Below are 19,780 nucleotides of genomic sequence, written 5' to 3'. Positions count from 1 at the left end.
GCTGCTCAATTGGGGGCCGGTGCCGGCCGATCCGGAGGTTCGTGCGGCTGCGTTGGCATCCGCGCAGCGCCAGTTGCAGTGGATGAGCGCTCGGTGGGTTCGCGTGGTGCTGGGCTTCATGACGGGATCCGCCGTGCTGAGCTTGGTGCTGGAGGTTCTCGATGACGACCGCGGGTGGCGCTTGCTTCCGCGCGTCGGCACGCTGGTGGTGTTCGGTTTCTTGGCGCTGCAGCCTCGCCTTCTGCGTCGGCGCGTCAAGGCGCTGTCGCTCGACGATGCCGGCTGATCTGTGTCGACGCCGGAGCCAGGGCCCGCAGGCGTTGTGCGCAGGCCGACCGCCTGCCCGTTACGACGTCTGGGGCGGTGTGAAGCTCTGACGGTGTCAGCGGGATGTCAGCGGCGTGTCTGCGAGACCGGAGATCGTCAGTGGCATGGAGATCTTGACGAAGACCCCGATCGCTGATCGGTTGCTGGCCGAACGGCACTCGTGGCCGTTGACGATTGCCTTGCATCTGGCGCCCGGGGCGCTGGTTGTTGCGGCGTACTTCCTGATCGCGCACCCGTTGGTGCAGGCGATCAACTATCCGGCGTTCCTTGCGTGGGCGATTGCGCTGTTCGTGGTTCTCGTACCGGCGGAGCTGGGACTGCTGCTGTGGTTGGGCCGTTGCCGCAACGGGCGGTGGTCGTTGCGTGGAGTGGTGCACTATCTGGACAGGCCGGTGCCGCGGCGGCGCCTGGTGCCGGTTGTCGTTCTGCTGATCGTGCAGTTCCTGGTGATCAGTCTGGCGCTGGTCCCGTTCGACAATCTCGTCTACGACACCTTCTTCACTTGGCTGCCCTTCGAGGGTGCCGGCGGAAGCGTCACGACGTACCTGGACGGCTATCCGCACTCGGTGATGGTGATTGCGCTGGCGTCAGGCATCCCGCTGACCGGTCTGTCGCTTCCGCTCATCGAGGAACTGTACTTTCGTGGGTTCTTGATGCCGCGGCTCCCGCATCAAGGGCGCCTTACCCCGCTGCTGAGCAGCGCGCTGTTTTCGCTCTACCACCTCTGGGCGCCCTGGCCGATCATCTCGCGGGTGATCTTCATGCTGCCCGGTGCCTGGCTGGTGTGGAAGAAGAAAGACCTGCGGCTGTCGATCGGGATGCACGCGGGTTCGGCGTTCATCCTGCAGACCCTCGGCACACTGGCGCTCCTGCTGAACCTGGCGCCGTAGAACCAGCGCCGGTCATCGTCGCACCGGGCTTGGTTCCACCGGTAGTCAGTGTTGCCAAGTACCGGTAGCTAGCGATACAGTCTAGTAGTACCTAGTGTCGCTGAATAGATCGGCGGGGCCGATGAGAAAACAGATGACGGAGATGCTGAAGGGGACTCTCGAGGGCATCGTGCTGGCGGTGCTGTCCGGGCGTTCCGCCTATGGCTACGAGATCACCGCGCGGTTGCGGGAGCAGGGCTTCTCCGACCTGGTCGAGGGGACTGTCTATGCCCTCCTGGTCCGGGTCGAGCAGCGGGGATTCGTGGACGTGGAGAAGATCCCGTCGGAGAAGGGGCCGCCGCGCAAGGTGTACTCGCTCAACGCGCAGGGCCGCGAGCAGCTCGACGAGTTCTGGCACAGCTGGACCTTCCTCGCGGAACGAATCGAACAGCTCCGCCTCACACAGACTGAAGGAGACAAGTGATGGTCGCCCGATGGATCGAGTCCCTGACCGGGGCGCTGGAACAGAAGAAGGAGTACCGGCGCGACAAGGCCCGGCTCGACGCGCTCCCCGAGCCGTACCGAAGCGCGGCGGCCGCGATGCACCGATACCTCAACTACTGCGGCGGGATCGTCGACGGTGAGACCCTCATCGCGATGATCGGCGATCTGGCCGATCTGTGGGAACGCGCCGCCGCTGACGGCACACCACTGCGCGAGATCGTCGGTGCCGACCCGGTGGAGTTCGCCGAGGCGTTCGCGCAGGCCTATGAGGGACAGCACTGGATCGACAAGGAGCGTGCCCGGCTGACCGAGGCGATCGACCGCGCAGAACGGGAGGAGGGGAAGTGACCACAGAAACCGCGATTCGTGTACGAGGTATCGAGAAGTCCTTCAAAGACCTGTCCGTGCTGCGAGGTGTCGACCTCGACGTGGCCCCCGGCAGCATCTTCGCGCTGCTCGGCTCCAACGGCGCCGGCAAGACCACGCTGGTGCGCATTCTGTCGACCCTGCTGAAGGCCGACGCCGGCACCGCCACGGTCCACGGCTTCGACGTCGCTGCCGAACCCCGCGACGTCCGCCGGTCGATCAGCCTGACCGGGCAGTTCGCCGCGGTCGACGGCGTACTCAGCGGCCGGGAAAACCTCGTCCTGGTGGCCAAGCTCCGTCACCTGAGCGATCCCGGCGGTATCGCCGACGCCCTGCTCGCCCGCTTCTCCCTCACCGAGGCCGGCCGGCGCCGGGCGGCGACGTACTCAGGTGGCATGCGCCGCCGGCTCGACATCGCCATGAGCCTCATCGGCGACCCGCCCGTCGTCGTCCTCGACGAGCCGACCACCGGACTCGACCCGCAAGCACGGATCGAGGTCTGGCAGACCATCAAGAAACTCGCCGAAGGCGGCACGACGGTGCTGCTCACGACCCAGTACCTCGACGAAGCAGAGCACCTCGCCGACCGGATCGCGATCCTGCACCAAGGCCGGATCATCCAGAACGGCACCCTGTCCGAACTCAAACAGCTCCTGCCGCCGGCGAAGGTCGAGTACGTCGAGAAACAGCCCTCGCTCGAAGACGTCTTCCTCGCCCTCGTCGGCACCGGCAACGACAGTCCCGACGTCACCTCCCCGACCGGAAAGGATGCTCGATGACCATGCACGCTCTCTCCGACACCGGCGCTCTCACCGGCCGGTCATTGCGGCACATCCTGCGCAGCCCGGACACGATCATCACCACCGCGATCACGCCGATCGCACTGATGCTGCTGTTCGTGTACGTCCTCGGCGGCGCCATCGACAGCGGGACCGACGAGTCCTACGTCAACTACCTGCTGCCCGGGATCTTGCTGATCACCATCGCATCAGGCATCGCCTACACCGCGTACCGGTTGTTCCTCGACCTGCAGGGCGGGATCTTCGAGCGGTTCCAATCGATGCCGATCGCACGGTCGAGTGTCTTGTGGGCCCACGTCCTCACCTCCCTGGCCGCGAACCTCGCCTCCATCGCGGCCGTGGTCGGCGTCGCCCTATTGATCGGGTTCCGGACCAGCGCCTCCGTCGGCGCGTGGCTGGCGGTCGTGGGCATCCTGATCCTGTTCACCCTCGCCCTGACCTGGCTCGCCGTGATCGCCGGCCTCTCGGCAACGACAGTCGACGGAGCCAGCGCGTTCAGCTATCCGTTGATCTTCCTGCCGTTCATCAGCTCCGCGTTCGCTCCGACCGACTCGATGCCCGGCCCGGTCGCCTGGTTCGCCGAACACCAGCCCGTGACCTCCATCGTGAACACGATCCGGGCGCTCTTCGCCCAACAGCCCGTCGGTAGCGAGATCTGGACCGCCCTCGGCTGGCTCGCCGGAATTCTCGTCGTCGCCTACGCCGTCGCCATCGCTACCTACCGCCGCAAGATCAGCTGACCAGCGAATCCCAGCCCGACCACCCGACAGCACCAGCACGTGGAGATCGCTCAGTCGCGCGGAAGCTGTTCGTTCGGGTCGGCGTCGGGCTCGGGTTCAGGCTCCGGGTACGGCGTGGTGTCGGGGTCGTCAGGGTCGTTCTGGCCCGGGAAGGGACGGTCGGGGTCGACCGGATCCGGCAACGGCGGCACGGGTGGGATCGGTGTGGTGCTCATCGGCAGTGCCTTTCTCTTGGTGTGTCAGACATCGACGACGCAGAACTCGTTGCCCTCGGCATCCCGGATGCATTGCCCGGTGTCGCCGGGCATGCCGCCCGAACCACGCTGATCTGCGGGACCTGTGGTGCCCCCGGCCATGCTGTGCGAGCGACGACCGGGGACGATCCTTCGGTACCCGGGCCCATGCGCCGTACGCCGACCAGGGCGCGGAATCGGAAGCGCTTCGCAAGCTACGGCCTTCGCGGCGCCATCCAGTCGCGGAATGCCGAAGCTGTGCGGATCGGCCTCCTTCAGCTGATGGACGGACCGGTGCGTCACGAACTCGGCGAACTGCTCGCGATCCGCGTGGCGCTGACGGTACGCCGCCAGTGGTGGGCCGTCGTCGTTGTTGACCATCTCGCGCAACTGGGCCGACACCATCGTCCACCCATGGTTCGTTGCGATCGATCGATGGTGACGGATCGGTCCCGCCGTCGAGCCGACTGATCAGCCAACCGGTCAACGGCCCCCAGGTGGTACTCGCATCGTCAACTCACTCCTTGCCGTCCAGGCGCACCGGTACCCGAACTCAACCGGCGTTGGCCTGGGTACCGGGTGGTCATGAGCGAATCTTCGAAGACCGTGATCCGGACCTACCCCGACGGTCCGATCCTGGTTCGCGGCGACTTCCAGCTGGAGGACGAGGACGGCAACCCGATCGACGCCCATCGTTCGACCGTCGCTCTGTGCCGCTGCGGAAAGTCGACCATCAAACCCTTCTGCGACGGCACGCACGCCATCGCAGCCCAGGCGAAGGCCGCAAAATGATCCCTGTACCGCTCACAGGGGCCGGCGGAACTTCGGCAGATCGACCCGCGATCTTGTGCACCGGGCTGTACCGGGACCGCTGGACCGTCCTATAGTCGAGGTCCGGGCCGCAGGCTGGCTCGGCCTTATGCCCCGGACCCTGGCGTATCGGCTGGATGGTTCCCTCCGGAGGCTTCATCGTCGTTCAGCGGTCGGCCGCTGACTGGCACAACCCGACTGGCCCAACGGTCAGGGTGGTCTCGGACGGAAGCTCCGGTGACGTTTGTCTTCGCTCTCGACGAGGGCGAAGGTCGCTACGACACGGAAGAGGAACTCCATGACGACGACAGCCACGAACGGCACGACCGACATCACCGAGATCGGTCAAGAGATGTGGTCCTATCTGACTGGTAAGGGCGCCAGCGTCGAGTACACGTTCGAGAACCTGCAGATCGAGGTCCCGAAGACGACGGGGCCGGAATCGCCGAGTGCCGTCTGGCGGTTGAACGGAACGCTGCGCATCAAGACCAGCGACAACGACGACACTGGCTCGGCAGGCGGTGCCTGAGTTCAGTCTGGACGCGGACCTGCGACTGGAACTGACCACAGCCACCGGTGAGGCGGCCATCGCCCAGGTCCGTGGCACCGGATTGTGTCTGACGGTCGAGGTCGACCGGCCGCAAGTGCTGCTTGACGCTGTCGAGCGTGCCGAGCTTGCCACAGTCGCCGATTTCCTCGCAGCGCAAGGTGTTTCGGCGGCGGTTGTCGGCCCCGACGGGCAGTTGGCCCGGCTCGGGGCCGGGATCCGCAGCAGGCTCGGGCGCCTGGTGACGGGCAGCGCGCGGGTGGAGCCGGCTCGGCGTGCTGCGGTCTGGCTGGTCGTGAGTTCCAACCCAGTACGCGCGCTTCGGTGGCGGTTGCGCCGGTAACCACACCACCGGTGGCCTGTCGTGGGTACGGGCGGCCGGCGCTGCTTTCTCGATCGTCCACGATGGGGAGGGGTAGTCTGGCCCGTTGGTACGCAGCAGCTACGCATCAGTCGTCCGTGCGAGTCGGCTTGTCGCTGCGCCGAGACGGGTACCGGCGGGTGATGGCGGGAGTTGTGATCGACAGGATGGACCACAGGCTGCCGCCAGAAGAGACCGGATCGGCCTGGGGACGATTTCCAACTGACTTGTTGCACTGTGGAACCTGATGACTGGCTCACCGAGTAGAGATTCCCAACTGACCGAGTCCCGGTGGCAGGTCGGGCAGGTCGCAGCGCTGCTCGGCGTACCGGCGGTGACCTTGCGGAGCTGGGAGCGTCGTTACGGGGTTGGTCCTAGCGGGCGCTCGGTCGGCGGGCATCGCCGCTACAACCGCCTCGATGTGGAACGTTTGCAGCGGATGCGAAACCTGATCGCAGCGGGGACACCGGCTCGTGAAGCCGCCGGACGGTCGGTGTCCGCCACCAGCAGTACCGAGCACGACGGTCCTGAGCTGTGGACTGAGCTCGAGGCGCGGTATCTGGTCGATCTCGCCTCGGCGTCGCGGACGCAGTCTCTGGCCGACGAACTCCACGTTTGTTTGGCACAGCGGGGTCTGTCCTCAGTGTGGGATCAGGTAGTCCGCCCGGCGCTACGGCTGCTGGAGGACCAGTACCTCGCGGCCGCCGACTGTTCTGACATCGAACTGGTGCTGACCCAGGCGGTGTCCGAGTCCGTCGACCGCCATGTCGATTCGGTCCGGCCACGGGCCGGAGATGCGGCCAACCCTGTGCTCTTGGTCTGCTGCCCGGGCGAACGACACCATCTGCCGTTGAAGGTTCTGCAGGGAGTGTTGCTGGACCAGGCCATCCCAACAATCGTTCTCGGCCCAGGCCTGGCAGCTGATGCGGCCGCTGCGGCGATCTCTCGCATCGCGCCGTCGGTGGTCGTGTTGTGGGCTGTGGTCCGCCGCCGAGAGCTCATGGGGTTCCATCGCACGGTCGTTGCGAGCGAGTTCGTCTGCTGCGCGGCTGGTCCCGGCTGGCCACGGACCACTCGTCCAGTGACCAGTTTGGAAGGCGCCGCTGCTGAGATCAGCGGACTGTGGCTGAGCGCGACCTCCAAGAGCAGCAGTTTCCGGCCCTGAGCAGTCAGCTTGTGAACTACCCCTCACGTGCTTTCGTCGTGGCGTTGTTGATCGGCCTCGGTGCAATCCGCCACGGATCTTTGCGGTGGTGCCGGCGGCCGCAGCAGATAGCGGGCGGGGTCGCCGGCTGCACGCGCGCCGCTGGTGAGCCAACGGTCGAAGTTGGCGGAGTCGTGGTGCTCGAGAGCGTCGAGATAGCCGGCGCGGACTTGGACGAGAAGGGCTCGATCGGTGGCTGTCTGAGCACGCTGCAACGCGGTATAGCTGGCGCGCCAGGCCAGGCAGAGTTGCTGGACGGTCAGGGTGTCCGGAGCAGGCCAAACGATCGGCCCCGGAACAGTTGCCGAATGGACTCGTTCCGGACGCACTGACGGCGAGGCCGCAAGGTTCTCAGGGTGCCGAGGCTGTTGCCGGCGGCGGTACCGATCCACCACAGCCGGCGAGGACACCACGAGGAGGGCGGTCAGTGCGAGCCCTCCGGTTCCGCCGACGACGAGCATGCCCACAACGGCCACCAGGCCTCCAGCGGCTCGCAAGGCCCATGTCATGTATCGGGCGGCCTCGGCTCGTCCGCTACGGTTTTGGGGATCCGGGACGGTGCCGGCCGCCGCGAGACCGACTACTCCCGCCATCACAGCCAACGCCACCACAGAGCCGGCCGGTAAGGCCAGTAGTGCAGCAGCCCAACCAATCACACCGAACGCGATCGCCACGCCGGTCCATGTCATTCGATACATCGATAGTCACCCTCGCGGGCCGATTGCGGTTCCCGGCCCTTGCACTGCCGACTGTGACGGGCTGTGCTCGAAGCGCCTGGGAGACGGTGGCCGCGGCAGCGCGGCTCGAGGCGGCCAGATCGCGGCGACAGTCGAGCCCCGATTCGGCTGCGTGGTACCTCTGCGCCGATTCAACGTGTGACACGAAGCGTCGCCGGGGGCTGGGGCGACGATCCAGGTGAAGTGTGGTTGGTGCGTGAAATGCCGACCTGTCAGGGAATCCTAGGCGCCGGGACGGTCGACGTCGCCGCGCCAGGCTCCCGTCTCGTCGTTGCGCGCTTCGATGAACTTCTTGAAGCGTTGCATGTCGCCCTTCACCTTACGGTCGATGATGCCGGCGGCGTCCGCGACCTTCTCGGCGATTCCTTCGGCCTCGATGTCCATCTGCGCGGTGACTCGGGTCTGGGTGGCGCCGAGGCGGTGGAAGGTGATGACGCCGGCGTGGGTCGTACCGGCTTCGGTGGTCCAGGCGACGCGCTCCTCGGGGTGCTGTTCGGTGATCGTGGCATCGAACTCGCGGGTGATGCCGCCGATGCTGGTGATCCAGTGGGTGTGGGTGTCGTCGAGCTGCTTGATCTCGTCGACACCGTCCATGAACTGGGGGAACGACTCGAACTGGGTCCATTGGTTGTAGACGACGTTGATGGGGACTTCGACGTCGACCGATTCGGTGATGTTGCCCATGGCGTCACGCTCCAAAGTGTCGAGCTTGGCCGGCCTGTTTGCCTGAGATCACTTGCGCCCCTGTACCCGGCGCGATGCGACCCAACCCGGCACCTGCCAGGACCCGCGAGCAGGTCTCGCCGTCTGTGCTTGCTGCCAAGAGATCTTGTGCAGCTGTTGGATTCGTAGGCGATGCAGGTATAGATTCGGCTCACCGGATGCATAAGTTCGTCCGGATCGCGTGTCAATCACTGCTGCCCCAGACCTCGGCGGTACTCCAGGCAGGACCCGGAGCGACAGCCCACCGAGAGTCAGGTGCCTCATGCATCTCGCCCTGCAAGGCAACACCCAGGTTTTGAGTCGGCGCATGCACGGCCGCGCATCGCATCCCGAGCCCTCTGCGGCGGTGCTCTCGCGATCGCAGGAAGTGACACTGGTAGCGGCGGCACAAAGCGGTCAGGACGAGGCGGCCGGGGAGATTTTCGATCGCCACGGCACTGCATTGCTGCAGTTGGCGTTGGCGATCCTGCGCGACGGTGACCAGGCGGAGGCAGTAGTTGCCGACGTCATCGTTCAGGTGTGCACGGAGTCCGTCGACCTCCTTGGGGACAAGAGCCTGCGGCTCGAGTTGGCCCGGCGTACTTACCTGCACTGTGTTCAGCGCCTGCCCGCGGTAGCCGACATCTCGGGGATGCCCGCGGGCCCGGCCGGGGCTGTCGTTGCGATGACCAAACTGAAGGAGCTGTCCCGGCAGCAACGCGCCACGATCGCGTTGGTGATGGCCGGCGATCACAGCTACGTCGACGTCGCGCAGCTCCTGAGGCTGTCGCCGGCTCGGGTACTGGCGCTGCTGTGTTCATGCCTGCGCGAACTCGCGACGACCGAGAAGACCGGCTGCGACCAGCGACCACTGATCAAACGCCGTCACAGCAGCTGGGCTCAGTCGGAGTACCACTAGTGGATGCCGCTTGCGAGGCCAAGTCATCGTCCGGGCGGGCGTGACCGATGGCTCGGTGGACGGCAGCTGTACTGCGGTTGCGGTGGCTGATTGTCGCTGTCTGGATCGCGGTCGCGGTCGCCGGGGGAGTGCTGGCGCCGAAGACGATCGACGCGCTGTCCTATGACTTCGGTCTGCCCGGACAGCCCGGTTACGAAACGAACCAACAGATCCAGCAAACCTTCGGAAACGGTGGCGCGACCGACCCGTTGGTGCTGGTGGTGTCGCTGCCGCCGGGCTCGACGGTCGATCAGCCGGCCGTTCGCGACCAGTTCGCCGCGGTACTGCAGCGCGTGCAGCAGCCCGGCTGGCGGACCGTATCCGTTCTCAATACAGCCGGCGAGGCCGCGGCTCTGGTGAGTTCCGATCGTCGTACGACGGTCGCGTTGGTCTATCCGCCGGTCGTCGAGGGCCCGGCGGCCTACGCGGCCGCGCTGCCACAACTGACCCAGACCGTCGCTGACGCGAAGGTCGCAGGTGCACCGGTTCAGGTGACCGGTGTCGAGGCGCTGGTCGAGGCCGGCGGTGGGTCGGATCGGCCGATCATCGTCGAGATCGCCTTCGGTGCCGGTGGCGCGATGATCGTGTTGTTGCTGGTGTTCGGCTCCGCGCTCGCCCTCGTTCCGCTGCTGATGGCAGGCATCGCCATCACCACGACTTTCTTGCTGGTCCTGGGCCTGACGACCTTCACCGAGATGTCCTTCATCGTCCAGTATCTCGTCGGGCTCATCGGCCTGGGTGTCTCGATCGACTACGCGCTGCTGGTGGTGATGCGGTGGCGCGAGGAACGCGCGGCCGGCGCCGGCAACACCACCGCGATCACGACCGCCATGGCCACCGCCGGGCGTGCGGTGCTTTTCAGTGGCGTCACGGTCGCGATCTCCCTGCTCGCGCTGGTGGTTCTGCCGGTGCCGTTCCTGCGCAGCGTCGGCTTCGGCGGCCTGCTGATCCCGCTGGTGAGCGTCGCGATCGCGCTCACTCTGCTACCGGTGATCCTTGCGACCATTGGGCCGCGACTGGAGTGGCCGCGGCGCCGTACGGCGAAGAGCGGCGAGAGCCGGTTGTGGCACTGGATCGGCAGCACCGTCGTCCGGCATCGCGTCGTCGCGGCAGTGCTGGCCGTCGGGGTTCTGGTGGTGTGTTTCTTGCCTGTGTTGGGTTTGCGCCTCGGTTCGCCTCAGCTGTCGGCGATCGCGACGGGGTCGGGACCAGCCGCCGAGGGCTATCGGACGATCACCGACGCCGGGCTCAGTCCCGGCCTGTTGCGGCCGGTCGAGGTGCTCAGCGCTACAGCGTCGGGCCAGCTGCCCATCACGATTGCCGCCGATGACAGGGTTGCGGCGGTTCTCGAACCAGCCGGCGACCCCTGGCGAAGCGGCGGCCAGCGGATCGCCGAGGTGGTCCTCCGTACCGACCCGTCCACCGCCGAAGGACGGGCGACCGTGGAACAGGTCAGAGCGCTGGCCGTCGCCCAGCCAGGCACGTCGGCCGGAGGGAGCGCAGTCGAGGACGCCGACTCGGTGACCGCGATCTACGGCAACATCGGCTGGGTCCTGCTGCTGGTCGTGGCCGTCACCTTCGCCCTGCTTGCCGCGGCGCTGCGATCGATCTGGCTTCCCGTCAAAGCACTGCTGCTCAACGTGGTGTCCATCGGGGCGGCGTACGGGCTGACTGTGCTGGTGTGGCAGGAGGGCTACGGCGCCGACGCGCTGTTCGGGGCGCAGGCCAGCGGCACGATCACCGTGTGGGTGCCGCTGGCGGCGTTCTCGTTCCTGTTCGGGCTGTCAATGGATTACGAACTGTTCATCCTGTCCCGGATCCGGGAAGGGCACGACGCCGGACTGGCCACGCCTGATGCCACCGTGCGGGGCATCACCTTCACCGGGCGACTCGTCACTTCCGCCGCGCTGATCCTGTTCCTTGCGTTCATCGCGCTGTCGACGGTGCCGGTGGTCGACGTGAAGATCTTCGCCACCACGCTCGCGCTCGGTATCGCGTTGGACGCCACCGTCGTCCGCGGCGTACTCACACCTGCCCTGGTCGCGCTGTTCGGAGACCTGAACTGGTGGTGGCCGCACCGCAGCCGCAAGGCGAGGCACTCGACCGCGAGTCGGCCCGAGCTGGAAGGGAGCGTCAAGTAGTGGGTACCAAGGAACTGCCGCCCAGCCTGAGCTGGCTCGATGATCGCGTCGGCCTGGCCAAGCTCGGCAAGAAGAACCTGCGCAAGGTGTTTCCCGACCACTGGTCGTTCATGCTCGGCGAGATCGCCCTGTACAGCTTCATCATCTTGATCCTCACCGGGGTCTTCCTGACGTTCTGGTTCCGGCCTTCGATGGCCGAGGTCGAGTACCAGGGCACCTACAGCCTTCTCAAGGGCCTGCCCATGTCGGAGGCCTACGCCTCCAGCCTGGACATCTCGTTCGACGTCCGCGGTGGGCTGCTGATGCGCCAGATCCACCACTGGGCGGCGATCTTGTTCATCGCCGCGATGATGGTGCACCTGCTGCGGACCTTCTTCACCGGCGCCTTCCGCAAACCCCGCGAGCTGAACTGGCTCCTCGGGATCGGGATGTTGTTCCTGGGCATCGTGGAGGGGTTCATCGGCTACGGGCTGCCCGACGACCTGCTGTCGGGAACCGGCCTGCGCATCACCGAGGGACTGATCCTGTCCACGCCGGTCGTCGGAACCTGGCTGTCGTTCTTCATCTTCGGCGGCGAGTTCCCGGGCGACGACTTCGTGTCCCGCTTCTACACCGTGCACGTCCTGCTGATCCCCGGGCTGATCCTGGCCTTGGTCACTGCCCACCTGATGCTGGTCGTCTACCACAAGCACACGCAGTTCCCCGGGCCCGGCCGGACGGAGAAGAACGTCGTCGGCTATCCGCTGCTGCCCGTGTACGTCGCCAAGGCCGGCGGGTTCTTCTTCGTCGTGTTCGGCGTCCTTGCGTTGATGGGCGCGTTGCTGCAGATCAACCCGGTGTGGTTGTACGGGCCGTACAACCCAGCCGAGGTCACCGCCGGCTCCCAACCCGACTGGTACATGGGCTGGCTCGACGGCTCGGTGCGGCTGATGCCCGGCCTCGAGTCGACGGTGTGGGGCGTCACGATCAGCTGGAACGTGGTGATCCCTGCCCTGGTCGTCCCGGGAGTCTTCGTGACGCTGGTGGCGCTGTATCCGTTCATCGAGCAATGGGTCACCGGCGACAAACGTGACCACCATCTGCTCGACCGGCCCCGCAACCAGCCGGTCCGCACCGGACTCGGCGCCGCCATGGTCACCTTCTACGCCGTACTCTGGCTCAACAGCGGCAACGACATCCTGGCCACCCGGTTCAGCAGCTCGATCAACACGATCACCTGGTTCTGCCGCATCGCGGTCTTCGTCGGCCCGGTCGTCGCCTTCTGGATCACTCGCCGCATCGCCATGTCGCTGCAACGCGCCGACCGCGACAGGCTGCTGCACGGACGCGAGACCGGGACCATCCAACGAGATCCCGATGGCCAGTACAGCGAAAAGCACGCCGCGATCTCCACCGCCGAGGCCTACACCCTCACCACCCACGAACAACCCACGCCGTACCAGGTAGGGCCGGCCACCGACGACAACGGCGTAGAGACCACTGTGCGCCGTCGCGACCGACTGCGGGCGCGGCTGTCGGCGTTCTACTTCGCCGACCCGGTCAACAAACCCACCCGTGCCGAGCTCGACCAGGCACAGGTCGACAGTGCCGACGCGGATCAAGACAGCACCCTCTCACTCACCAGCACCACCAAACCGGAGGGAACGACCGATGACCGAGAACCGTGACGCCGTACAGCATGTCGCTGAGCTCGTCGATCGCGCGAAGATCAGCATGCTGACCACCATGACCGGTACGGGGAAGCACGTCAGCCGGCCGATGGCTGTGCAGGAGGTCGAGTTCGACGGTGACCTGTGGTTCTTCGCCTACGACCGGTCCGACAAGGTGACCCAGCTTCAGGCGAATCCGCAGGTCAACGTGAGCTTCTCCAACGACAAGGCCAGCGAATGGACGTCGATCTCGGGCAGCGCCGAGATCGTCCACGACCGGGACAAGGCCGAAGAGCTGTGGTCCGCGCCGCTCAAGGTCTGGTTTCCGGACGGCCTCGACACCCCTGGGCTGACGTTGATCAAGATCCACGCCGAGAGCGCCGAGTACTGGGACAGCCCCAAGAGCAAGGTCGTTCAGCTGATCGGCGCCGCACGCGCAGCGGTCACCGGAGATCCGGACAAGTTCCCCGGCACCAACGAGGAAGTCTCACTGAAGGGCGACCCCTCATGACGGCCCGCGCAGACCAGTTCGCCGTCGCGCTGAACAAGCTCGACGAGACCGGTGACGCGCGACCGATCGCGCAACTGTTCGCCGACGACGCCGAACTGACCAGGCCCCAACTCCGCGACGATCCGGCCGGGGGACCGGAACCGTTCTGGACCGCCTACCAGCAGCAGTTCCACGACCTCGCGACCAGCTTCACCCGGATCGAGGAGGTCGGTGATCTCGCCGTACTGGAGTGGTCCTCCCAGGGCCGGCTGGCCACGGGCCGACCGATCCAGTACGCCGGGGTGTCGGTGCTGAACTTCGACGACACCGACCGGATCGTCCGCTTCGCTACCTACTTCGACACCGCCGCCTTCACCATGCCGACTTCACAGGACACCGACTGAAAGCAAGCTCGACGAACCTGACAGTGGTCCAGAAAAGAGGCCACGCCGTGACTTACTTCGTGAGAGGTCACGCTTGTGTTTACCGTTCAAGAACTCGATCAATCTGTTGTTCCGGTCAACTGTTCGACGCCTCGGCAGCGCGCGCTGCGAGAAGCGGCGACGCAGGAATTGCTGCGGGCTCGAGCTGCAGCTGCCGATGAGCTCGAGCGGCAGCAGCTGCTGGAGCAGGCCGTCGAACTCAATCTGGAAGTCGCGCGCGCGATCGCGCGTCGCTTCCGGGGGCGTGGCGCCGAGGACGACGACCTCGAGCAGGTCGCATGTCTCGGTCTGATTAAGGCGGTCCGCGGCTACCGGATCGGTGACGGCGTGCCGTTCATCGGGTACGCCGTACCGACGATCCGCGGCGAGGTGAAGCGGTTCTTCCGTGACTGCAGCTGGACGGTTCGCATTCCCCGCCGGCTGCAGGACTTGCAAGGCAAGATCGCGCGCACATTGCCGTTGCTGGCGCAGGAGCTGGGTCGTGAGCCCACGCCGGAAGAAGTCGCCGGACGCCTCGGCGTGGACAGCAAGGAGGTGCGCGAGGCCGATGCCGCCAGAGGCTGCTTCAACGTGCTGTCGCTGGACCGGCCAGGCGGCTCGGGGGACGGTGACCTGTCACTGCTCGACATGGTCGCAGACGAGGAGGATCCTCACCTGCGCCGGTTCGAAGCGATCGACCAGCTGGGCCCGTTGATCGATGACCTCAGTGCGCGGGATCGGCGGATTCTCGAGCTCGCCTTCATCGAGAACTGGCGTCAGGTCGACATCGGGCGTGATCTGGGGATCAGCCAGATGCAGGTCTCGCGGCTGCTGTCCAAGATCCTCACCGGGCTCCGAGAACGACTGCAGCCAACCGGAGCCGTGGCCTGAGCTGGGTACCGGCGGCGGCACTGTGCTCACGTCTTCCGCTCAACGTGATTTGCCGTCTGCGTCGTTCTTGATGCCGGCTCGTGCTTCGGCGCCGCTGATGCCGACGTCCGGTTCGTCGCCTGCGACCCGGCCGACGAACTCTTCGCTTGCGCCGGTACCGGTGGTTGCTGGTGTCGTCCCTTCGGGATCGCCGCCTTCAGTACGCGTCATCGCCGTGCTGGTGTCCGCGGGAGCGTCTGCCTCGTTGAGAGAGTGCGACAGACGCCAGCGCTTGAAGCGATCCAGGATCGACATGTTCACAACTCCAACCAGCCGGCAACGATCTGACTGCTTCCGGTGCCCTGGAGGTGCAGGTCGAAACCAGGTCGGGTTGATTCGATGGTCCGCGGGTATCGGTAGGTATGAGAGCACTGACTTGGCAGGGCAAGCGGAAGATCGAGTACTCCGAGGTTCCGGATCCGGTGATCAAGGAGCCGACCGATGCGATCATCGAGGTCACGTCGACCGGCATCTGTGGATCGGACCTGCACCTGTACGAGGTGATGGGGCCGTATCTGGAGCCTGGTGACGTGCTGGGCCACGAGCCGATGGGCGTTGTGGTCGAGACGGGCAGCGCGGTGCCGAACCTGAAGGCCGGGGATCGGGTGGTGATCCCGTTCGGGATCGCCTGCGGGAGTTGCTTCATGTGCGATCGCGGCCTGCAGTCGCAGTGCGAGACGACGCAGGTCCGCGACGAGGGCATGGGCGCGGCGTTGTTCGGTTATACGCGTCTCTACGGACAGGTGCCAGGCGGGCAGGCGGAGTACCTGCGGGTGCCGCAGGCGCAGTACGGGCCGATCGTCGTGCCCGCCGGGCCGGCCGATGATCGGTTCGTGTTCTTGTCGGATGTCCTGCCCACGGCCTGGCAAGCCGTTGAGTACGCCGCAGTTCCCGACGGCGGCACGTTGGCCGTGATCGGTCTCGGCCCGATCGGTGACATGGCCGCGCGGATCGGCCTCCATCGTGGCTACCGGGTGATCGGGATCGACCTGGTGCCTGAGCGCCTCAGCCGCTCGCGGGTGCGCGGAGTGGAGGCCTTGGAGTACTCCGACCAGGTGGCCGATCAGGTGCGCGAGCTCACGGCCGGCCGCGGTCCGGACTCGGTGATCGACGCCGTAGGGATGGAGGCGCACGGTTCGCCCAAGGCGCAGGCTGCTCACAAGCTGGTCGGGCTGATGCCGGGCGGGGTGGCCGAGAAGATGATGGAGACCATCGGCGTCGATCGGCTGGCCGCCTTCTACCTGGCGATCGAGCTGGTACGTCGTGGCGGCACGATCTCGCTGAGTGGTGTGTACGGCGGCGCGGCCGATCCGTTGCCGATGCTGACCATGTTCGACAAGCAGATCGCGTTGCGGATGGGGCAGGGCAACGTCCGCCGTTGGGTCGACGACATCCTGCCGTTGCTGACCGACGACGATCCGCTGGGTGTCGACGGGTTCGCGACTCACCGGGTGCCGCTGTCCGAGGGGCCTGCGGCGTACGAGATGTTCCAGAAGAAGCAGGACGGTGCCGTGAAGGTGCTGCTGACGCCGTGACGAGTCGTCGTCGCTAGCGGGCGTGGAGGAGGGCGGCGCGGGCTGCGTTGGAACCGCAGACACCGTGTACGCCGCCGCCCGGGTGCGCTGACGCCGAGGCGAGGTAGAGCGAGTTGATCGCTGTCTCGGCGCGGCCGAGGCCGGGCATCGGGCGTAGGACAAGTTGCTGTCGCAGGCCTGAAGTGCCCCCGTTGACTGCGCCGCCGACGAGATTGGCGTTGCGGCGCTCGAGCTCGAGCGGGCCGAGGATTCGGCGGGCGGTGACTCGCTGAGCGAATCCTGGGGCGTACTCCTCGATCCGTGCTTCGATCCGCTCGGCCATCAGTTCTGACTCAGGCCCGTTCCAGGCACCGGTGAGTTGGCCGGCGGCGTCGCCGAGCGTGTGGTGCGGCACGTGGGTATAGGCCCAGGCCGACTCTGTACCGGCGGGGGAGCGGGTCGGATCGGCGGTGGACATCTGCCCCATCAGCAGGAACGGCCGGTCGGGAATCCAGTGGGAGGCCAGCTGCCGTGACCACCGACGCAGGTCGTCGACCGAGTCGGCGATGTGGACGGTGCCTGGGGCCAGGTCGGGTGCGTCTTGCCAGGGGATCGGCGAGCTGAGCGCCCAATCGACCTTGATCGTGCCCGGATCCCACCTGAAGAAGCGCAGGCGTTGACGTACTCGGGCGGGGAGATCCTCGCGAGGAATCAGGTGGGTGTACAGGGCCGGAGCCGAGACGTCGGCAAGGATGGCGCGGTTGGCGGAGTACTCCGTGCCGTCGTCGATCCGGACGCCGGCCGCTCGCCCGTCACGGATGACGATCCGGTCGACCCGGGCCTGGCAGATGATCGTGCCGCCGCGGGAGGTGAAGCGGTCGGCCAGTGCCTGGGAGAGGCGACCGGCACCGCCACGCGGTACGGGATAGCCGTACTGCTGGGCGATCATCACCAGCAGCCAGCCCATCAGTCCCGAACCCGGCGCGGTCGGTGCGATGTCCGCGTGCTGGGAGTTGGTGGCCAGAAGCAACTTTGCGGCCTCGCCGGTGAACCTGGTGTCGCCGAGCGATCGCACTGGTCCGACCAGGAGTTGCAGGCGTTTCAGACCTCGCTGTCCCAGGAGGTGCCGGAGCAGGCCTGCACCTGCTCGGACCGGCGGGAACGGGCTGAACAGCGCGTCGGTGATGGCGGGACCGATGCGCTGCCAGTCGGCGTACAGATCGAGCCAGGCTTGTCCGTCGCCCGGTGTTTGCCGGTCGAGGGCGGCGGCAGTGTCGGCTGGATCGGGATGGACGAGCGACCAACCACCCCTGCGCAACGGGTTGCCGACCGGTGACGGTGGATTGGACCACTCGAGGCCGTAGTCATCGAGATTCAGGTCCTTGATCGTCGGCGACACGGTGGCGAGTGGATAGAAGGAACTGAAGGTGTCGTGGACGAAGGCACTGTCGAGGTCGTTCGAGCTGCGGACAGCGCCGCCGATCGCATCGTTCGCCTCCAGGACAGTGACGTCCCAGCCGGCGTCGACCAGCAGGTTGGCCGCCACCAGTCCGTTGGGTCCGGCCCCGATGACGATTGCATCCGTCCCGCTCACGTCGCCAACTCACCTGCAGAAGGAGGGCGCAACCCGATCAGGCCTCTCGGGCCAGTCCGTTGAGTACGTCGGTCAGTTGCTTCTCGACGTCGTTGCCGACCTTCTCGAAGACGACCTTGGCCAGCGGGTTCGCGACCTTGGCGATGCCCTGGAAGTCGATCTCGTTGGTGTAGGTGATGCTCGATCCGGCGCCGCTGGGGGTGATTTCGATGGTCTCCGTGGAGGTGGCGGTGTCGTTGCGGCCCACCAGGACGACGCGTGTGCCGGACATCTCTTCCAGGGTGTAGGTCAGTTCCGTGCTGACGCCGGCGATCTTCGAGGTGTTGTGCCACGAGGAGCCGACCTTGACCGGTCCGGCGTCACTGCGCGTGCAGCGCTCGGTCCCGGGATCCCACTGCTCGGCGTTGCTGAAGTCCGCCAGGTACGGGACGACCACCTCAGGGGAGGCGTCGACGGTGAAGGTTCGTGAAACGGTGGGCACGAGAATCGACCTCTTTCGTAGACAATCGGCGGGAACGTCAGCTCGGCTCGAAGATGTTGCCTGGGGTTGGTCCGGTGGGAGTACGGGACAGGCCGAGGCGTCTCATGAGCGGTACGACGAGGACGTCGTACACGGCGGGCACGTAGCGGAAGCCGAAGACCATCAGGGGGTTGGCCGGTCCGACCGAGAGGTCTCGGCGGGGGCGCGTGGTCAGCGAGAGGATCGCCTTGGTGACCTTGTCGACGTCGCTGACCGGCGGCGGTGGTTGGCCGACCCGGCCGATGTAGTTGCCGGCGCGTTGGTAGACGGGGGTGTCGATGCTGCCGGGGGACACCAGGCTGACGTCGACGCCAGGGATTGACCGAACCTCGGCCTGCAGAGCGCGGGCCAGGCCGTGGACCGCCCACTTGCTCATCACGTACGAACTCATGAACGGCGGCGCCATCTTGCCGATGACCGACCCGACCAGGATCAGGTGTCCCGCGCCTTGCTCGGTGAAGCGCTGGAGCGCCGTACGGGCGACGTTGACGGTGCCGTCGATGTCGACGCGCAGGACGCGTTCGAAGACCTCGGGTGGGACCTGCGTGAATTCGCCGTACGCCATCACGGCCGCGCAGTGCAGTAGTACGTCGATGTGACCGCAGCGCGCGACGGTGAGGTCGACGAGTACCTCGACCTGCTTGCTGTCCGACACGTCGGTCGGCGCGACGACGGCATCGCCGCCGAGTTCGCGGCACTCGGCGGCGACCCGGTCGAGGCTGGTGCGGGAACGCCCTGCCAGTACGACGGTATCGCCGCGCTCGGCGAGCGCGAGGGCTGCGGCTCGGCCGATACCGCTCGATGCACCGGTGATCGCGACGATCATGTCCGGCGCCCTTCGACCATGAGCCGCAACCGACGGAGCGTCTCGGTGTTTCGCAGGCTCAGCGCCGGATCGATCACCACCTGAGGAACCAGGGCGGCCGGTCCCTTCACGGCGCGTTCGCGCATCACCAGGTGGCAGCCGCCGTCCTTCTCGGTCGCCTCGAACTCGACCCGGCCCTCGCCGGTCGGCCAGGCGCGGACGCGCAGGCGGAGGAACATCAGCGGGACGTACTCCTCGACCGTCGTGGTGTCGTCGAGGAGCAGCGGCCAGGTGCCGACCGAGTGATGAATGCTGAAACCGGGCTGCGGCCACTCGGCATCGACGTCCCGCACCCGGGACGCCCCGACCACCCATCCGGCGTACGACCAGCCATCGGTCAGGACGGCGAACACGTCGTCGAGGGACGCCTCGATCATGCACTCGTTCTCACTCATCCCTGACCAGTACCCACCGCGCATGAGCCGACCGGACCGCAGACGTCCCGATCGATCGCAGTACGCAGGTGCACGTGATGCTGAGCGAAGAGCATCCAACGA

Annotated in this window: 26 protein-coding genes; 17 read left to right on the top strand and 9 right to left on the bottom strand. The window is 66.5% G+C overall.

Annotated features, from left to right (window positions below):
* Positions 1–19 precede the first annotated feature (19 nt).
* The 6 genes from HDA39_RS13055 (at position 20) to HDA39_RS13030 (ending at position 3,606) form a co-directional block, all read left to right on the top strand.
* The gene (locus HDA39_RS13055) at positions 20–286 is read left to right on the top strand and encodes a hypothetical protein (protein WP_184795487.1); all 267 of its coding nucleotides are present in this window, start codon (positions 20–22) and stop codon (positions 284–286) included.
* A gap of 145 nt (positions 287–431) precedes the next feature.
* Complete coding sequence (locus tag HDA39_RS13050) at positions 432–1,217, top strand: CPBP family intramembrane glutamic endopeptidase (RefSeq protein ID WP_184795486.1); 786 nt, start codon at positions 432–434, stop codon at positions 1,215–1,217.
* Positions 1,218–1,338: 121 nt separating this feature from the next.
* The gene (locus tag HDA39_RS13045; protein WP_184795485.1) at positions 1,339–1,680 is read left to right on the top strand and encodes a PadR family transcriptional regulator; all 342 of its coding nucleotides are present in this window, start codon (positions 1,339–1,341) and stop codon (positions 1,678–1,680) included.
* Complete coding sequence (locus HDA39_RS13040; protein ID WP_184795484.1) at positions 1,680–2,048, top strand: DUF1048 domain-containing protein; 369 nt, start codon at positions 1,680–1,682, stop codon at positions 2,046–2,048. Before HDA39_RS13045 ends, HDA39_RS13040 begins: the two co-directional genes overlap by 1 nt.
* On the top strand, positions 2,045–2,845 hold the full coding sequence (locus HDA39_RS13035; RefSeq protein WP_184795483.1) for an ATP-binding cassette domain-containing protein: 801 nt from the start codon (positions 2,045–2,047) through the stop codon (positions 2,843–2,845). The genes HDA39_RS13040 and HDA39_RS13035 overlap by 4 nt, the downstream gene beginning before the upstream one ends.
* On the top strand, positions 2,842–3,606 hold the full coding sequence (locus HDA39_RS13030) for an ABC transporter permease (RefSeq protein WP_184795482.1): 765 nt from the start codon (positions 2,842–2,844) through the stop codon (positions 3,604–3,606). The genes HDA39_RS13035 and HDA39_RS13030 overlap by 4 nt, the downstream gene beginning before the upstream one ends.
* Positions 3,607–3,656: 50 nt before the next feature.
* On the opposite strand, the gene HDA39_RS13025 is transcribed toward HDA39_RS13030, so the two are convergent.
* Positions 3,657–3,821, bottom strand: a complete 165-nt coding sequence (locus HDA39_RS13025) for a hypothetical protein (protein WP_184795481.1) — start codon at positions 3,819–3,821, stop codon at positions 3,657–3,659.
* A gap of 24 nt (positions 3,822–3,845) precedes the next feature.
* Complete coding sequence (locus HDA39_RS13020; RefSeq protein ID WP_184795480.1) at positions 3,846–4,244, bottom strand: hypothetical protein; 399 nt, start codon at positions 4,242–4,244, stop codon at positions 3,846–3,848.
* A 180-nt stretch (positions 4,245–4,424) separates the two neighbouring features.
* On the opposite strand from HDA39_RS13020, the gene HDA39_RS13015 reads away from it, so the two are divergent.
* From HDA39_RS13015 to HDA39_RS13000, 4 genes are all read left to right on the top strand, one after another.
* A complete protein-coding gene (locus tag HDA39_RS13015) occupies positions 4,425–4,631 on the top strand; it encodes a CDGSH iron-sulfur domain-containing protein (protein WP_184795479.1) in 207 nt (68 codons plus the stop codon).
* A 316-nt stretch (positions 4,632–4,947) separates the two neighbouring features.
* Positions 4,948–5,178, top strand: a complete 231-nt coding sequence (locus tag HDA39_RS13010; RefSeq protein WP_184795478.1) for a hypothetical protein — start codon at positions 4,948–4,950, stop codon at positions 5,176–5,178.
* Positions 5,171–5,539, top strand: a complete 369-nt coding sequence (locus HDA39_RS13005) for a hypothetical protein (protein ID WP_184795477.1) — start codon at positions 5,171–5,173, stop codon at positions 5,537–5,539. Before HDA39_RS13010 ends, HDA39_RS13005 begins: the two co-directional genes overlap by 8 nt.
* A gap of 265 nt (positions 5,540–5,804) precedes the next feature.
* On the top strand, positions 5,805–6,722 hold the full coding sequence (locus HDA39_RS13000) for a MerR family transcriptional regulator (protein WP_273481753.1): 918 nt from the start codon (positions 5,805–5,807) through the stop codon (positions 6,720–6,722).
* 23 nt (positions 6,723–6,745) lie between these two features.
* Here the strand turns inward: HDA39_RS13000 and HDA39_RS12995 are convergent, their stop codons facing one another.
* Positions 6,746–7,435: a hypothetical protein gene (locus HDA39_RS12995; RefSeq protein ID WP_184795475.1), complete on the bottom strand. Its 690-nt coding sequence runs from the start codon at positions 7,433–7,435 to the stop codon at positions 6,746–6,748.
* Positions 7,436–7,720: 285 nt separating this feature from the next.
* Positions 7,721–8,182 (bottom strand): SRPBCC family protein, encoded by a 462-nt coding sequence (locus tag HDA39_RS12990; RefSeq protein ID WP_184795474.1) that lies wholly within the window; start codon positions 8,180–8,182, stop codon positions 7,721–7,723.
* A 301-nt stretch (positions 8,183–8,483) separates the two neighbouring features.
* On the opposite strand from HDA39_RS12990, the gene HDA39_RS12985 reads away from it, so the two are divergent.
* The 6 genes from HDA39_RS12985 (at position 8,484) to HDA39_RS12960 (ending at position 14,751) form a co-directional block, all read left to right on the top strand.
* Positions 8,484–9,119 (top strand): RNA polymerase sigma factor, encoded by a 636-nt coding sequence (locus HDA39_RS12985; protein WP_184795473.1) that lies wholly within the window; start codon positions 8,484–8,486, stop codon positions 9,117–9,119.
* Positions 9,120–9,166: 47 nt separating this feature from the next.
* On the top strand, positions 9,167–11,299 hold the full coding sequence (locus HDA39_RS12980) for an MMPL family transporter (protein WP_184795472.1): 2,133 nt from the start codon (positions 9,167–9,169) through the stop codon (positions 11,297–11,299).
* Positions 11,299–12,966 carry a cytochrome bc1 complex cytochrome b subunit gene (gene qcrB, locus HDA39_RS12975; RefSeq protein WP_337925730.1) on the top strand — a complete coding sequence of 556 codons (1,668 nt, stop codon included), beginning with the start codon at positions 11,299–11,301 and terminating at the stop codon, positions 12,964–12,966. Before HDA39_RS12980 ends, qcrB begins: the two co-directional genes overlap by 1 nt.
* Entirely contained in the window at positions 12,950–13,459 is a 510-nt protein-coding gene (locus tag HDA39_RS12970; RefSeq protein WP_184795471.1) for a pyridoxamine 5'-phosphate oxidase family protein, read from the top strand. The genes qcrB and HDA39_RS12970 overlap by 17 nt, the downstream gene beginning before the upstream one ends.
* Positions 13,456–13,842 (top strand): nuclear transport factor 2 family protein, encoded by a 387-nt coding sequence (locus HDA39_RS12965; RefSeq protein ID WP_184795470.1) that lies wholly within the window; start codon positions 13,456–13,458, stop codon positions 13,840–13,842. The genes HDA39_RS12970 and HDA39_RS12965 overlap by 4 nt, the downstream gene beginning before the upstream one ends.
* A gap of 75 nt (positions 13,843–13,917) precedes the next feature.
* Positions 13,918–14,751, top strand: coding sequence for a sigma-70 family RNA polymerase sigma factor (locus tag HDA39_RS12960; RefSeq protein ID WP_184795469.1), 834 nt, complete (start codon positions 13,918–13,920; stop codon positions 14,749–14,751).
* A 39-nt stretch (positions 14,752–14,790) separates the two neighbouring features.
* Here the strand turns inward: HDA39_RS12960 and HDA39_RS12955 are convergent, their stop codons facing one another.
* Positions 14,791–15,045, bottom strand: coding sequence for a hypothetical protein (locus tag HDA39_RS12955; protein WP_184795468.1), 255 nt, complete (start codon positions 15,043–15,045; stop codon positions 14,791–14,793).
* A gap of 107 nt (positions 15,046–15,152) precedes the next feature.
* Here HDA39_RS12955 and HDA39_RS12950 point away from each other — a divergent pair, with 107 nt between their 5' ends.
* Positions 15,153–16,325 carry an alcohol dehydrogenase catalytic domain-containing protein gene (locus HDA39_RS12950; protein WP_184795467.1) on the top strand — a complete coding sequence of 391 codons (1,173 nt, stop codon included), beginning with the start codon at positions 15,153–15,155 and terminating at the stop codon, positions 16,323–16,325.
* Positions 16,326–16,338: 13 nt separating this feature from the next.
* Here the strand turns inward: HDA39_RS12950 and HDA39_RS12945 are convergent, their stop codons facing one another.
* From HDA39_RS12945 to HDA39_RS12930, 4 genes are read right to left on the bottom strand one after another with little or no spacing between them, the layout of a single operon-like run.
* Complete coding sequence (locus tag HDA39_RS12945; RefSeq protein ID WP_184795466.1) at positions 16,339–17,898, bottom strand: FAD-dependent oxidoreductase; 1,560 nt, start codon at positions 17,896–17,898, stop codon at positions 16,339–16,341.
* A gap of 37 nt (positions 17,899–17,935) precedes the next feature.
* Positions 17,936–18,379, bottom strand: coding sequence for an SRPBCC family protein (locus tag HDA39_RS12940; RefSeq protein ID WP_184795465.1), 444 nt, complete (start codon positions 18,377–18,379; stop codon positions 17,936–17,938).
* A gap of 37 nt (positions 18,380–18,416) precedes the next feature.
* Positions 18,417–19,244, bottom strand: a complete 828-nt coding sequence (locus HDA39_RS12935) for an SDR family NAD(P)-dependent oxidoreductase (protein WP_184795464.1) — start codon at positions 19,242–19,244, stop codon at positions 18,417–18,419.
* On the bottom strand, positions 19,241–19,678 hold the full coding sequence (locus tag HDA39_RS12930; RefSeq protein ID WP_184795463.1) for an SRPBCC family protein: 438 nt from the start codon (positions 19,676–19,678) through the stop codon (positions 19,241–19,243). The genes HDA39_RS12935 and HDA39_RS12930 overlap by 4 nt, the downstream gene beginning before the upstream one ends.
* Positions 19,679–19,780 lie beyond the last annotated feature (102 nt).

The organism is Kribbella italica, from assembly GCF_014205135.1.
GTDB lineage: Bacteria > Actinomycetota > Actinomycetes > Propionibacteriales > Kribbellaceae > Kribbella > Kribbella italica.
Note: the sequence above shows the minus strand (reverse complement) of the source record. Positions and strands in the feature narration are given on the sequence as shown.